Below are 14,197 nucleotides of genomic sequence, written 5' to 3'. Positions count from 1 at the left end.
CTCCTTCTGATGAGTTGTTTGCACCCTACGCATGTTCGGCAAACCGTTTCATGCACCCGTCACATCGCTGTCACATCGAGGGAGTGTGAGGGTTACAGTTCGCGCCACCGAGTGAGCCCGCCCGCCCCCGCGGGCGCGGCCGGCTCGCGCGGGACGAAAGGGCCGACCACCAGGGCGGGATGCCCGTCCTCGGGGCCGGCGGCATCGCAGAGGCGTGGGCCGGACTCCGGCCGCTTCCGTGCGTGCGCCGGGCGAGTGGGCCGAGCGCCGGATCGTAGGCATACCTCCGCCGGCTCCCGAAGTCCCCGCGCTCGCGCCGTCCCGCGGTCAACACCGGCCGCTCGCCGTCGAGTTCGGGGAACTCGCGCGGCCTCCGCGTCGCCGTCGGCCCCCCGGGCACGCGGGGCGTGGTCCAGCCGCTGGTCGGGCTCGGTGTGCCGGGTCCCGAAGTCGGCGCGCGCGAGGAGAGGTTGGCGGTCCGCGGGGAGTCCCGTCCGGTGGCGGCCGGTGTGTCGGGCGGTGCTGCCGTGCGGGGCGGCGGTGGCCGCCGCGGACCCGGAGCGGCACGCGAGGAGGGGCGGCGCGCGGAACGCGCGGTCGCGGCCGTCGGTCCGGCGGGCGCCGGACCGGGGTGACCGCGTACCGCGACGCGGTTGTCCGGATCTCTCTCGTACGCCAGTACGTGGCCGCGAGTGTCATCGGCCGTGCGTACGGACCGCCCTCCCCCGCGGAGCGGCACCGGCCGAAGCGTGCGCACGGGACCCCTCCGGGACGAACGGGGCGGAGGCTTCGTGGGGCAACGCGGCGGCTGTCGCCCCACGGCCACCCGCGCAACTCGGGCTCCGGGGCTCCCGCACTGCCTCACTCCCGGGCTCCGGACTACGGGGCTATGGGGCTACAGGCAGGGAGCGGAGCCGGGGCCCCGCCGACGCGGCGAGGGGTGGTCCTCGCCCCGCGGGTCAAGGAACCCGCGCGACGAGGACCACCCCTCGGAGTGAACCGCCGACCACGCCTCGGTGTGGACCGCTCACCACCCTTCGGGGTGAACGGTCCGCACGTTCTACCGCGGAGTCATCCGCTGCACCATGTCCGGGTGCTCCTTGAGCCACCCGGCGACGGCGTCCTCCTCGTGCCCCTGCCCGCGCTGCTTGATCTCGCTCTCCAGGCTGCCGAGTTCGGCCTCGCTCATCCTGAAGTTCTTGATCCACTCGGTGAGCTTCGGGTACTGGCCGGGGAACTTCTCGCTGGAGATCGTCCGGATCGTGTTGCCCTCGCCGAAGAGCTTCCTGTCGTCGGTGAGCTTGGTGAGCTCGTACTCGCTGTACGCCCAGTGCGGCGACCAGAGGACGACCGCGACCGGCTCCTTCTTCGCGTACGCGCGCTTCAGCTCGGCCAGCATCGCGGGCGTCGAGCCGTCGACGACCTTGTACTCCTTGTCGAGGCCGTAGCCCGGAAGCACCTTCTTCTTGAGGAGGTTCATCTCACCGGTGCCCGGCTCGATACCGATGATCTTCCCGTCGAAGGTCTTGGCCTTGCCCTTGAGGTCGGCGAGGGACTTGACGTCCTTCACGTACGAGGGGACGGCGATCTCCAGTGAGGTCGGCTCGTACCACGTACCCAGGTCCTTCAGGTCGTTCTTGTGCTGCTCCCAGTAGTTGGACTGGGCGTACGGCAGCCAGGCGTCGAAGTTGAGGTCGAGGTCGCCCGAGGCCAGTCCCGTGTAGACGGGGCCCACATCCATCTGCTTGAGGTTCACCTGGTAGCCGCGCCGGGCCAGCACGTTCTTCCAGAGGTAGGTGACGGCGACGTCCTCGTCCCAGGGGAACCAGGCGACATCCAGCGGGCGCTTCGCCTCGGCCGGGGTGGCGGACGCGGAGCCCTCGACCGGGGCCAGCTTGTCGACGACGCCGGGGTTCTTCTTCAACCAGGCGCGCACCGCGTCCTGCTGATCGCCCTTGCCGGCCTTGTTGATCTCCGCTTCGAGACCGGTCAGCTGCTTCTCGGTCATCTTGAAGTTCTTGAGCCACTCGCCGACGACCGGGTTGTCCTGGGCGAAGCCCTTGCGGGAGAGGGTGTGCACCCCGTCGCCCTTGCCCCAGGCGCCCTTCGGGTCCTTGAGCTTCTTCAGCTTGTAGTCGCTGTAGGCCCAGTGCGGCGACCAGAGCGTGGCGACGATCGGCGCCTTCTTGGCGTACGCGCGCTTCAGCTCGGCCAGCATGGCGGGCGTCGAGCTGTCGACGACCTTGTACTCCTTGTCGAGCCCGTACGCCTTGAGGACCTTGCTCTTGAGCAGGCCCATCATTCCGGCGCTGGACTCGATGCCGGTGATCCTGCCGCCGAACTTCCCGGCCTGCCCCTTGAGGTCCTCGAGGGAGTCGATGCCCTTCATGTAGGCGGGCACGGACAGTTCCAGGGACGTCGGGCCGTACCAGGAGCCCAGGTCGTCGAGCTGCTTCCCGTACTTCTTCCAGTACTGCTCGTGCGTGGTCGGCAGCCAGGAGTCGGTCTCGAAGTCGATGTCACCCTGGGCCAGCGAGGTGTACAGCGGACCCGCGTCGAACTGCTTGGTCTCCACCTGGAAGCCGCGCTGCTCCAGGATCTCCTGCCAGAGGAAGGTGGAGGCGACGCCCTCGTCCCAGGGGATGTAGCCGATGGTGACCTTCTTGCCCTGGCCGACGTTCTCGCCGTCGGCCGCGGTGGAGGTCGAGCCGGCACCGCCGAAGACGCCCAGGCCGCCCGCGACCAGGGCGAGGACGACGACGCCCGCCAGGGCCACGACGGGACGGGGGCGGTACGACCAGACCTTCAGACCCTGCGCGGCGCGCGCCTTGGCGGCGGCGCGGCGGCCGAGCGGGGAGACCTGGGTGCCCAGCGCGCCGGTCATGCGGTCGAGGTAGATGGCGAGGATGACGATGGCGACGCCCGCTTCGGAGCCGAGGCCGACGTTCAGCTGGCCGATGGCCTCGTTGACGTCGCCGCCGAGTCCGCCGGTGCCGACCATGCCCGCGATGGCGGCCATGGACAGGCCCAGCATGATGACCTGGTTGACGCCCGCCATGACGGTGGGCAGCGCCAGCGGCAGCTGGATGCGCAGCAGGGTGTCGCGCGGGGTGGTGCCGAAGGCGTCGGCGGCCTCGACGAGGTCCTTGTCGACCTGGCGGATGCCCAGTTCGGTCATACGGACGCCGGGGGCCAGCGCGAAGATCAGGGTGGCGACGATGCCGGCGGGGGCACCGGTGCCGAAGAACAGGATCGCCGGGATGAGGTAGATCATCGCGGGCAGCGTCTGCATGAAGTCGAGGACCGGCCGGACGATGCCGCTGACCCGGTCGGAGCGGGCCGCCCAGATGCCCACGGGCACCGAGACGACGAGCGCTATGAGCGTCGCGACGAGGACCAGTGACAGGGTCACCATCGCGTCCTCCCACAGTTCGAGGGAGTCGATGAAGGCGAACCCGGCGAAGGTGAGGACACCGGCGGAGGTGCCGCGCAGCCAGAAGGCGATGACGGCGAAGATGCCGGCGAGGAGGAGCGGCTGGGGCGCCTGGAGGACGGCGTTGATGCCGTCGTAGGTGCCGGAGAAGACGGTCTTGAGGAAGTCGAAGAGCCACGCCATGTGGTTCAGCAGCCAGTCGACCACGTCGTTGACCCAGTCGCCGAAGGGGATCCTAGGCACCGGCCTTCACCTCCTCGCTGCGCGGGCTGGGACACCGCTCGGGCGTGCCCTGCTCGTCGCCGAGGAAGCCGACGAGCCGCTGCCGGGGCACGACCCCGACGAGGGTGTGCTCCTTGTCGACGACCGCGACCGGGTGGGAGAGACGGGCGCTGATCGCGCAGAGGTCCACGAAGGAGGTGTCCGGCGTGGCGGTCTCGCACGAGCAGTCGGCCTCGTCGCCGCGTATCCCGGTGTCCATGACGGCGCCCGCGGTCAGCACCCGCGAGCGGTCGACGTCCTGGGTGAAGGAGGCGACGTAGTCGTCGGCGGGCCGGACGAGGATGTCCTCGGCGCTGCCGATCTGGACGATGCGGCCGTCGCGCATGACGGCGATCCGGTCGCCGAGGCGCATCGCCTCGTTGAGGTCGTGCGTGATGAAGACGATGGTCTTCTTGAGCTTCTTCTGGAGCTCGATCAGCTGGTCCTGCATGTCCCTGCGGATCAGCGGGTCGAGCGCGCTGAACGACTCGTCCATGAGCAGCAGATCGGCGTCGGTGGCGAGGGCGCGGGCGAGCCCCACGCGCTGCTGCATCCCGCCGGACAGTTCGTCCGGCCAGGACTTCTCCCAGCCCGCGAGTCCGGCCAGTTCGAGGGCCGTCATCGCGCGTTCCCTGCGCTCGGCGGCCGGTACGCCCTGGACCTCCAGGCCGTAGGCGGCGTTCTCCAGCACGCTGCGGTGCGGGAACAGCGCGAAGTGCTGGAAGACCATGCTGATCTTCCGGGAGCGGACCTCGCGCAGTTCGCGCCCGCTGAGCGCGGTGAGGTCCTGGCCGTCGAAGCGCACGTGGCCCGCGGTGGGCTCCAGCAGTCCGTTGAGCATGCGCAGCAGCGTGGACTTGCCGGATCCGGACAGGCCCATGACGACGAAGATCTGCCCCGGCTCCACCGTGAAGGACGCGTCGATCACGGCGGCGGTGGTGCCGTCGGCGCGCAGTTCCTCACGGTCGGCCCCCTGACGGAGCCGCTCCACGGCCGCTTCCGATCGTCTTCCGAACACCTTGTACAGATGGTCGGCCTCAAGCCTGGATGACACGTGTGCCTCTCGTTCGAACGTGGGGAACGGGCTGAACGAACGCTTTCGATGTTCCCGACGGCTGGTGACGGTTGAATGCACAACCGGGTTCTCTCAGAGGCGGCGCCTGCCCCCGCTTACACGGAGCAAACACGGGAGTGGTCCAGGTCACTGTCAGTGGCGTACGGCATGATGCGGAACGTGACACAGCAGACTCGACGACTCATGCTTCTCGACACCGCCTCGCTGTACTTCCGCGCCTATTTCGGTATGCCGGAATCCGTGAGGGCCCCGGACGGCACACCGGTGAACGCCGTGCGCGGGCTGCTGGAATTCATCGACCGCCTGGTCAAGGACCACCGCCCCGACGATCTGGTGGCGTGCATGGACGCGGACTGGCGTCCGCAGTGGCGGGTCGACCTGATCCCGTCCTACAAGGCGCACCGGGTCGCGGTGGAGACCGAGACCGGTCCGGACGAGGAGGAGGTGCCGGACACGCTCTCCCCGCAGGTGCCCGTGATCGAGGCCGTCCTGGACGCACTGGGCATCGCGCGCGTGGGGGTCGAGGGGTACGAGGCGGACGACGTGATCGGCACGTTCACCGGACGCGCCACGGGCCCGGTCGACATCGTGACCGGCGACCGCGACCTGTATCAACTCGTCGACGACAAGCGGGGGGTGCGCGTCCTGTATCCCCTCAAGGGCGTCGGCACCCTCCAGCTCACCGACGAGGCCTGGCTGCGCGAGAAGTACGGCGTGGACGGTCCGGGGTACGCGGATCTGGCGCTGCTGCGCGGCGACCCGAGCGACGGACTGCCCGGCGTGCCCGGCATCGGGGAGAAGACGGCGGCCAAACTGCTCGCCGAGTTCGGTGACCTGGCCGGGATCATGGCCGCGGTCGACGACCCGAAGGCCAGGCTGACCCCGTCCCAGCGCAAGCGTCTCGACGAGTCGCGGCCGTACGTCGCCGTGGCGCCGACGGTCGTCAAGGTCGCCGGCGACGTGCCGCTGCCCGAGGTGGACCCGGCGCTGCCGCACGCGCCGCGCGATCCGGCCGCGCTGGACGAACTGGCCGCGCGCTGGGGTCTGGGCGGTTCACTGCACCGCCTGCTCACGACACTGCAGGCATAGTTGAACGCTTCTGACATGACTGGTACCGGTTCATACATAGGTACCGCAGAGGAAGAGGTGCTAACTTAGGTAAGCCTAACCATGTGAATCAGGAGGCAGCCATGGCAGAGCGCCCGGAACGCAAGCCCCGGAAACCCCACTCCGCAATTGTGGTGCGGACCGAGCGGCTGACCCCCCACATGCAACGGGTCGTACTGGGAGGCGACACCCTGGCGGAGTTCGCCACGGGTACCAGCACCGACCACTATGTGAAGCTGCTGTTCGGCGCCGAGGGCGTCACCTATCCCGAGCCCTTCGACCTGGAGCGCATTCGCGAGGAGTTCCCGCGCGAGCAGTGGCCGGTGACACGGACGTACACCGTGCGCGCCTGGGACCCCGAAGTGCGCGAGCTGACACTGGACTTCGTGGTGCACGGCGACGAGGGACTCGCCGGGCCGTGGGCCCTGCGGGTGCAGCCGGGCGAGGTCGTCCGGTTCATGGGCCCCGGTGGCGCCTACGCGCCCGACACGAGCGCCGACTGGCATCTGCTCGCCGGTGACGAGAGCGCGCTGCCCGCGATCGCCGCCGCCCTGGAGTCGCTGCCCGACGGCGCCGTCGTCCGCGCCTTCGTCGAGGTCTCCGGACCCGAGGAGGAGCAGAAGATCGACTCCGACGCGGAGGTCGTCTGGCTGCACCGCGGCGACCGGTCCGTGGGCACGGCCCTGGTGGAGGCCGTACGCGGACTGGTGTTCCCGGAGGGCCGGGTGCACGCGTTCGTGCACGGCGAGGCGGGCTTCGTGAAGGAACTGCGCCAACTGCTGCGGGTCGAGCGGGAGATCGCCCGCGAGGACCTGTCCATCTCCGGCTACTGGCGCCTCGGCCACAACGAGGACGGCTGGCAGGCGTCGAAGCGCGCGTGGAACGCCCAGGTGGAGGCGGAGCAGGAGGCGTCGGCCTGACGCCCGGTCACACCCCGTACGTCAGGAGGCGGCCCCGCGATTCGCGGGGCCGCCTCCTGACGTACGTACGGACAGCCGGGCGGGGCGGCCGCCGCGGACGGCACCGTCCGCCACCCATGAGCCCGACCGGCCACCGCCCGTACGCGAGACCAGCCGCCCGCGCGGGGGCGAAACCGGCCCACGCCCCGGGAGTGAGACCGGCCCACCACCTGTACGCGAGACCAGCCGCCGACCCGGGCGCCAGACCAGCCACCGCCCGGGAGGCAGACCGGCCGCCTGCCCGTGCGCGAGACCAGCCACCGCGCGGGAGTGAGACCGGCCCACCACCCGTACGCGAGACCAGCCGCCCACCCGGGCACGAGACCGGGCCGCCCGCCCGTGGGGCCGGAGCGACCGCCGCCCATGATCCGGCCGGCGACCGCCGGTGGGTGCGACCGGCCGCCGGCCCGCGGACTAGACCGACCGCTGGTACGACCGGAACGTGCGGATCGACAGCCAGACCGCCGCCACCGCGAGCGCGAGCAGCGCGCCGGACCGGCTGAGCACGCCACCCCAGTCGGGGTGCTCGGACATCGCCGAACGGCCCGCGACCATCGCCCAGTCGAGCGGGTTGAAGTCGGCGATGTGCCGCATCCAGCCGGGCATCTGGGACGGCGCCATGAAGGCGCTGGAGAGGAACGTGAGCGGCAGCAGCAGGAAGGTGTTGATGCCGATGATCGACTCCCGCTCCCGCACCAGCATGCCGAGCGCGTTGGACAGCGCGCCGAAGACCGTGCCGAGCAGGACGGAGGCGAGGACCAGGATCGCCACGCCGCCGATGCCGCCGGGGTAGTCGGCGCCCCCGGCGAGCCCGAGCAGCACGATCACGACGGACTGCAGGGCGGTGATCAGGCCGTTGTTGACGACGTTGCCGTTCATCAGCGCGGCCCGGCTGACCGGCGTGGTCAGGAAGCGGTTGAGCGTGCCCCGCTGGATCTCCTCCAACGTGCCCATCCCGGCCCACATGTTGGAGCTGAGGGCGCTCATCACGACCACCCCCGGCACCAGGTAGTCCAGGTACGAGGTGGTGCCGAAGCCGCCGAGCTCGACGACCTTCCTGAAGAGAGCGCCGAACAGGAAGAGCCAGATCACCGGCTGGATCAGGGTGATGATCGCGTACGCGGGCTGGCGGGCGAACACCATGAGTTGACGCTGCGTCATGTACCAGGTCTGCGAAACGGCCGTGCTCATCGGGCACCTCCGGCGAGGACGAAGGAGCGGGCGCCTTCCGCCTCGGCCTCCGCGTAACGGCGGCCCGCGTAGCGGAGATAGACGTCGTCGAGCGAGGGACGGGCGACGGTCGCGGCGGCGACCCCGACCCCGGCCCGCTCCAGCGCCGCCAGGAGCGCGGGCACCGCGGCACCGCCGTCGTCGGCGCGGACACTGATCCGCCGCCCGTCGAGCAGCACCTGATGCACGCCCGGCAGTCCGCCGAGAGCGCCCTCCAGCAGCGTACGGCCGGCCTCGCCGACCGCCTCGCGCAGTTCCACGTGGACGGCGTCGCCGCGCAGTTCGCCCTTCAGCTCGTCCGGGGTGCCCTCGACGACGACACGGCCGCGGTCGACGATGGCGACGCGCTCGGCCAGCCGGTCGGCCTCTTCGAGGTGGTGCGTGGTCAGCAGGATGGTCAGGCCCTCGTCGCCGGCGAGCCGGGCGATCTCGTCCCACATCGCGGTGCGCGCCTCGGGGTCGAGTCCGGTGGTGGGCTCGTCGAGGAAGAGCACCTCGGGGCGGTGGACCAGACCGAGCGCCACGTCCAGGCGCCGTCGCATGCCGCCCGAGTAGCCCTTCACCGGGCGCCGCGCGGCGTCCGCGAGGGTGAACCGCTCCAGGAGTTCGTCGACCCGGCGGTCCAGGCCCGCACCCTTCAGGCCGTAGAGCCTGCCCTGGAGCCGGAGGTTCTCCCTCCCCGTGGCCGCCGGGTCGGCGCCCGAGCTCTGCGCGACCACGCCGATCGCACGCCGGACGCGGTCCGGGTGCCGCAGTACGTCGTGGCCCGCGACGGTGGCGGTGCCCGAGTCCGGGCGGGCCAGGGTGGTGAGGATCTTGACGGTGGTGGACTTGCCGGCGCCGTTCGGGCCGAGGAGGCCGAAGACGGTGCCCTGCTCGACGGTGAGGTCCATGCCGCTGAGCGCGGTGACGTCACCGGGATAGGTCTTGACGAGCTGACGCGCCTCTACCGCGGGCGCACGAGTACTGCTCATGACAGCTGCTCTCCCAAGTGAGCGGATGTCCGGCGTGAAGCCGGGTGATCTCGGATTCCCGAGTGATCTCGGGTGACTGCCGATCCGATCCGCGTGAAGAGCGCCGGGCTATCCTGGGTGTGCCGCACCTCGATCGCCTGGAACTGCCGCACGGCGGATTCAGTTCGGGGTTCGAGACCCTGGCGGGACTGGTGCAACAGTCCCGCCGGGGTCTGTTCTTTTCTTCGGGTCACTGCTCGAAGGGGCGTTCCTCCAAGTCCTGGAACTCGGGCGGGATCTCCCCCGTCTCGTGGAAGCTCCGCCACTCCTTGACGCCGGGCAGGGTGCCTTCCCTGAGCTCCTTGAGGAAGCCCCGGACCCACTCCGCCTGCGCCTCGACCATGTGCAGCTGGTACTCGGTCTCCACGAGGAAGATCCGGGGCAGCGTCTCGTACAGCTTCTCCAGGCCGCCGCGGGCGCTCGCGGCCTGCACTTCCAGGGAGTTGAGGCGCTCCGTGAGCAGCCGCGCGACCTCGTCGGGAGGCAGCACCCCCATCAGCGAGAGCGCGGTCTCGAAGATCGGATACTCGCGGGCCGGGACGGCCATCAGGTCGGAGAGCCACTCGGTCATCTCCTCGCGCCCGGCCTCGGTGATGCCGTAGATCGTGCGCTCCGGACGGTTGCCCTGCCGCTCCACATCGGTGACTTCGACGAAGCCGTGCTTCTCCAGGTTCTGCACGACCGTGTACAGCGAGCCGTAATTGATCTTCGTGCTGGTGTCCTTGCCCTGACGGCGCAACGTCCGGGCGATCTCGTACGGATGCATCGGCCGCTGCCAGAGCGTCGTCATGACGGCGAGCGCCAGCGGGTTGCTCAGCTTGCGTCGCTTCATCGCCATCACACCTCTCGACTCGTCTCCGAATATCCGTAGCCGAACATATCGCGTATGCGGAACACCCGTCAATACACACGATGTATCGCGTCGGAGCGCGGACGGCAAGCGCGTGAGGACTTCGGCCCGCCACCGACACGACCGCGTCACGCGGGCGAAACAGGGTCTCCCTAATTTCTGTCACCCGACAGGAATCCCGCTCACCCTTCCGCGCCGAAGGCAGGTGCCGCCGTGACCACCACCGCCCCCTCCGACGTACGCCCCGATCCGCCGGAGTCCCCCGACGACCGCTCCCTGACCGAGTTCGGCTACCGCCAGGAGCTGCACCGCAGCCTCGGCCGGTACGCCTCGTTCGCCGCCGGGTTCTCCTTCATCTCCGTCCTCACGACGGTCTTCCAGTTCTTCGCCTTCGGGTACGCCTTCGGCGGCCCGGTCTTCTTCTGGACCTGGCCGGCCGTGCTGATCGGCCAGCTCGCGGTCGCCGCGTGCTTCGCGGAACTGGCCGCGCGCTATCCGATCTCCGGCGCGATCTACCAGTGGTCCTCGCGTCTGTCGAACCTCTCCTTCGGCTGGTTCGCCGGCTGGATCATGGTGATCGGACAGATCGTGGTGGTCGCCGCGGCGGCACTCGCCCTGCAGATGGTCCTGCCCGCGATCTGGTCGGGCTTCCAGCTGATCGGCGACGATCCGGCCCCGACCAGCCCCGACGGCGCGGCCAACGCGGCCGTCCTGGGCGTGGTCCTGCTCGTCCTGACCACGCTGGTGAACATCCTCGACAACCGTGTGATGTCCGCGGTCAACCGGATCGGCGTCACCGCGGAGATCATCGGCGCCGTCCTGATCATCGTGCTGCTGTTCACGCACTCCGAGCGCTCCCCCGGCATCACCTTCCACACCGGCGAGGGCGGCACGGGTCTGCTCGGTGCCCTGATGGTGGGCTCGTTCATGGCCGCGTACGTGATGATCGGCTTCGACAGCGCCGGCGAGATGAGCGAGGAGACCCACAACCCGCGGCGCACCGCGCCCCGGACGATCCTCACCGCGCTCGGCGCGGCGGGTCTGCTCGGCGGGCTCATCGTGCTCGGCGGACTGCTCGCCGCCCCGAGTCTCACGAACGGCCGCCTGGGTGTCGACGGCCTGAGCTACGTCCTGACCAGCAGCCTCGGCGACGGGGTCGGCCGGGCGCTGCTCGCCGATGTGGTGGTGGCCGTCGCGGTGGCCACCCTGGCGATCCAGACCGCCGCCTGCCGCATGCTCTTCTCGATGGCCCGCGACAACCAGCTCCCCTTCTCCGGCCGTCTCGCCAAGGTCGACCCGCGCACCGGCATGCCCAGCGCCCCGGCCCTGGTCGTCGGCGTCCTCGCGGCCGCCCTGCTGCTCCTCAACTTCGCCTCCCCGGACGCGTTCCTGGCGATCGGCACCACCTGCATCGTGATGCTGTACCTCGCCTACGCGATGGTCACGGGGCCGCTGCTGGTACGCCGGCTGCGCGGACAGTTCACCGCGGACGGCACCGACGAGACGGGCGCGCCGCTCTTCTCCCTCGGCCGCTGGGGCATCCCCGTCAACGCGCTCGCCCTCGTCTACGGCCTCTTCATGACGGTCAACCTGGCCTGGCCGCGCGCCGCGGTGTACGACCCGGCGGGCGGGCACTGGTACTTCCAGTGGTTCACCGTGCTGTTCCTCGCCGTGACGCTGGTCGTCGGCGTGGGGTACCGGGCGTACCGGGCGCGGGCGACGGCGCCGGAGTCTCCCGAGGTGGTCCCGGCCTCGTACGCTTGACCAGGTGAGACGCAAGCCCCGGATCCCGCCCTCTCCCCTCCCGCAGCGCCACGGGGTCGACCCCGTGCGGCTCAGACTGCCGCGGGAGGGGAGCTGGTCCACCGTGCGGGAGCATCTGGTGGAGCGGCTCGCGGCGGGCGACGGGGTCATCGACGCGATGATCGACGAAGGACTGATCGTCGGGGAGGGCGGCCGGCCGCTGACCGCCGAAGCCGCCTACGCGCCGGGGATGTTCCTCTGGTTCCACCGGGAGCTGCCGGACGAGGAGCCGGTGCCGTTCCCGCTCGAGGTGGTGTACCGGGACGAGCACATCGTCGTCGCCGACAAACCGCACTTCCTCGCCACCACACCGCGTGGCAGCCATGTGACCGAGACGGCCCTCGCCCGGCTGCGCCGGGAGCTGGGCCTGCCGGAGCTGGGCGCCGCACACCGCCTCGACCGGCTCACCGCCGGGCTCGTGCTGTTCACCGTACGGCCCGGGGAACGCGGCGCCTATCAGGGGCTGTTCCGCGACCGGCTGGTCGGCAAGGAGTACGAGGCCGTGGCCCCGTACGACCCCGGTCTCGGCCTGCCGCGCACGGTCCGCAGCCGCATCCTCAAGGAACGCGGGGTGATGGCCGCACAGGAGGTGGCGGGCGAGGCGAACGCGGTCAGCCGGATCGAACTGGTGGAACACCGGGACGGTCTGGGGCGCTACCGGCTGACTCCCCGTACCGGGCAGACACATCAACTCCGGGTGCACATGAGCGCGTCGGGGGTCCCGATCCTCGGTGATCCGCTGTACCCGGTGGTGACCGGCCCGGTGCCGGCCGGCGACTTCCGGCGCCCGCTGCAACTGCTGGCGCGGGTACTGGAGTTCACCGATCCGGTCACCGGGCTGGCCCACCGGTTCGTCAGTGGACGGATGCTGGAGGCGTGGACCTCGTACGACACGTGGTCGGCCGGGCCCTCCGGGGATCAGTAGCCGCGCCACCACCGAAGGAGGCGCTGCCAGGCTCCGAGCCGGTGGGCGGGCTCGGCGGCCGGAGCGGCCGGCGGGGCCACCGGCTGGGGGGCGGGCGCGGCAGGCGCCGGACCGTCCGTCGTGACCTGCCAGTGGGACCGCTGGGCGGGCAGCGCCCGGACGGAGGGCCGCTGCATGACGTCCTGCGTCGGCCTGGGCTCGAACCGCACGGGCAGGTCGACGAGGTGGCGCGACGACATGGATCCCCGCCAGCGCAGGTCGTTCTCGTCGCAGTCGAGTTCGACGTCCGGCAGCCGCAGCAGCAGGGCGTCGACGCCGACATCGGCGATGGCACGGCCGATGTCCTGGCCCGGGCACTCGTGGGGACCGCCGCCGAAGGCGAGGTGGGAGCGGTTGCCCTGCATGCTGGCTTCCAGGTCGGGACGGATCCGGGGGTCGACATTGCCCGGCGCGATCCCGAACAGCAGTCCGTCGCCCTTGCGGATGCGCTGGCCGCCCAACTCCGTCTCCTGCTTGGCGAAGTAGCCGAGGACTGCGCTGAACGGCGGCTCGTTCCACAGGGACTGCTCGACCGCCTCGGGCACGGTCATCTGCCCGCCGTTCAGCTGGGCACGGAAGCGCGGATCGGTGAGCACCATGCGCAGCACGTTGGCGATGAGGTTGGCGGTGGCCTCGTACGCGGCGAGCAGCACGAGCCGCAGGTGCTGGGCGACCTCGTCGTCGGTGAGCCGGGCCGGGTGGTTGATGAGATGGCTGGTGAAGTCCTCATCGGGCTCCGCGCGGCGCCGGAGGGTGTGCTGCGTCAGCACGCTCATCACGTACTCGTTGCTGGCGATCGCGGTCTCGGTGCCCTTGAGCAGGTCACGGGTGGCCTGCACCATGCGGTCGTTGTAGTCCTCGGGCATGCCGATGATCTCGCAGAGCACGGACATCGGCAGATGCTCGGCGAACTGCCCGACCAGGTCGGCCTCGCCGAGTTCGCAGAACTCGTTGACCAGGCGCTGCGTCGCGCGGTTGATGTAGCGCCGCAGGCTGCGGAAGTCGATGGTCGTCATGGCGCCGGTGACCGCTCCGCGCAGCCGCAGATGCTCGTCGCCCTCGGCATGGGAGCAGATGGGCTGCCAGGCGATGTGGGGGGCGAGCGGGTGGTCGGCGCCCGCCGTGCCGTCCTGGACGGCGGTCCACAGCCGGCTGTCGCGCGCGTAGTGCGAGGGCGTGCTGACCATGTGCAGGTTCTCGGCGTGGCCGAGGACGACCCAGATCGGCAGGTCGTTGTGGAGTAACACGGGTGCGACGGCGCCGTGTTCGGCGCGGAGTTTCTCGTACAGGGCGCCCAGGTCCTCCGCCTCGGGTCCGTACAGGCGGCGCAGCCCGCCCGGTCCGACGCCGGGGCCGGCGCCGTGGGCGGGGCAGCCGGGGGGCGGGCCGAACGGGGGTTCTTCCGTGCCGGTCGAAGAGTGGGATTCAGTCGTCACAATGATCGCTCCGAAGCTGAAATACGTTCTGTGGATGGGGAGTTGGCGTGCGGGGTGCCGTTCACG

Annotated in this window: 10 protein-coding genes; 4 read left to right on the top strand and 6 right to left on the bottom strand. The window is 70.5% G+C overall.

Annotated features, from left to right (window positions below; translation table 11 throughout):
- Nucleotides 1-1,060: 1,060 nt before the first annotated feature.
- Nucleotides 1,061-3,676 carry an ABC transporter permease/substrate binding protein gene (locus OOK38_RS25635; protein WP_266756768.1) on the bottom strand — a complete coding sequence of 872 codons (2,616 nt, stop codon included), beginning with the start codon at nucleotides 3,674-3,676 and terminating at the stop codon, nucleotides 1,061-1,063.
- Complete coding sequence (locus OOK38_RS25630; RefSeq protein ID WP_266756770.1) at nucleotides 3,669-4,748, bottom strand: glycine betaine/L-proline ABC transporter ATP-binding protein; 1,080 nt, start codon at nucleotides 4,746-4,748, stop codon at nucleotides 3,669-3,671. The genes OOK38_RS25635 and OOK38_RS25630 overlap by 8 nt, the downstream gene beginning before the upstream one ends.
- Before the next feature lie 171 nt (nucleotides 4,749-4,919).
- Between OOK38_RS25630 and OOK38_RS25625 the strand changes: the two genes are divergently transcribed.
- Together OOK38_RS25625 and OOK38_RS25620 are read left to right on the top strand one after the other, a co-directional pair.
- A complete protein-coding gene (locus tag OOK38_RS25625) occupies nucleotides 4,920-5,858 on the top strand; it encodes a 5'-3' exonuclease (RefSeq protein ID WP_266765602.1) in 939 nt (312 codons plus the stop codon).
- 101 nt (nucleotides 5,859-5,959) lie between these two features.
- Nucleotides 5,960-6,796: a siderophore-interacting protein gene (locus OOK38_RS25620; RefSeq protein WP_266756772.1), complete on the top strand. Its 837-nt coding sequence runs from the start codon at nucleotides 5,960-5,962 to the stop codon at nucleotides 6,794-6,796.
- A 453-nt stretch (nucleotides 6,797-7,249) separates the two neighbouring features.
- On the opposite strand, the gene OOK38_RS25615 is transcribed toward OOK38_RS25620, so the two are convergent.
- From OOK38_RS25615 to OOK38_RS25605, 3 genes are all read right to left on the bottom strand, one after another.
- Nucleotides 7,250-8,026: an ABC transporter permease gene (locus OOK38_RS25615; RefSeq protein ID WP_266756774.1), complete on the bottom strand. Its 777-nt coding sequence runs from the start codon at nucleotides 8,024-8,026 to the stop codon at nucleotides 7,250-7,252.
- On the bottom strand, nucleotides 8,023-9,039 hold the full coding sequence (locus OOK38_RS25610; protein ID WP_266756776.1) for an ATP-binding cassette domain-containing protein: 1,017 nt from the start codon (nucleotides 9,037-9,039) through the stop codon (nucleotides 8,023-8,025). The genes OOK38_RS25615 and OOK38_RS25610 overlap by 4 nt, the downstream gene beginning before the upstream one ends.
- Before the next feature lie 229 nt (nucleotides 9,040-9,268).
- A complete protein-coding gene (locus tag OOK38_RS25605; RefSeq protein WP_266756778.1) occupies nucleotides 9,269-9,916 on the bottom strand; it encodes a PadR family transcriptional regulator in 648 nt (215 codons plus the stop codon).
- Nucleotides 9,917-10,141: 225 nt separating this feature from the next.
- Here OOK38_RS25605 and OOK38_RS25600 point away from each other — a divergent pair, with 225 nt between their 5' ends.
- Together OOK38_RS25600 and OOK38_RS25595 are read left to right on the top strand one after the other, a co-directional pair.
- Nucleotides 10,142-11,692, top strand: coding sequence for an amino acid permease (locus OOK38_RS25600; protein ID WP_266756780.1), 1,551 nt, complete (start codon nucleotides 10,142-10,144; stop codon nucleotides 11,690-11,692).
- Nucleotides 11,693-11,696: 4 nt separating this feature from the next.
- The gene (locus tag OOK38_RS25595) at nucleotides 11,697-12,656 is read left to right on the top strand and encodes an RluA family pseudouridine synthase (protein WP_266756782.1); all 960 of its coding nucleotides are present in this window, start codon (nucleotides 11,697-11,699) and stop codon (nucleotides 12,654-12,656) included.
- Here the strand turns inward: OOK38_RS25595 and OOK38_RS25590 are convergent.
- Nucleotides 12,650-14,131: a cytochrome P450 gene (locus tag OOK38_RS25590; RefSeq protein WP_266756783.1), complete on the bottom strand. Its 1,482-nt coding sequence runs from the start codon at nucleotides 14,129-14,131 to the stop codon at nucleotides 12,650-12,652. The two genes, OOK38_RS25595 and OOK38_RS25590, sit on opposite strands and share 7 nt — an antisense overlap.
- Between the last annotated feature and the right edge of the window lie 66 nt (nucleotides 14,132-14,197).

This window comes from Streptomyces sp. NBC_00568, from assembly GCF_026341855.1.
Classification (GTDB): domain Bacteria; phylum Actinomycetota; class Actinomycetes; order Streptomycetales; family Streptomycetaceae; genus Streptomyces.
Note: the sequence above shows the minus strand (reverse complement) of the source record. Positions and strands in the feature narration are given on the sequence as shown.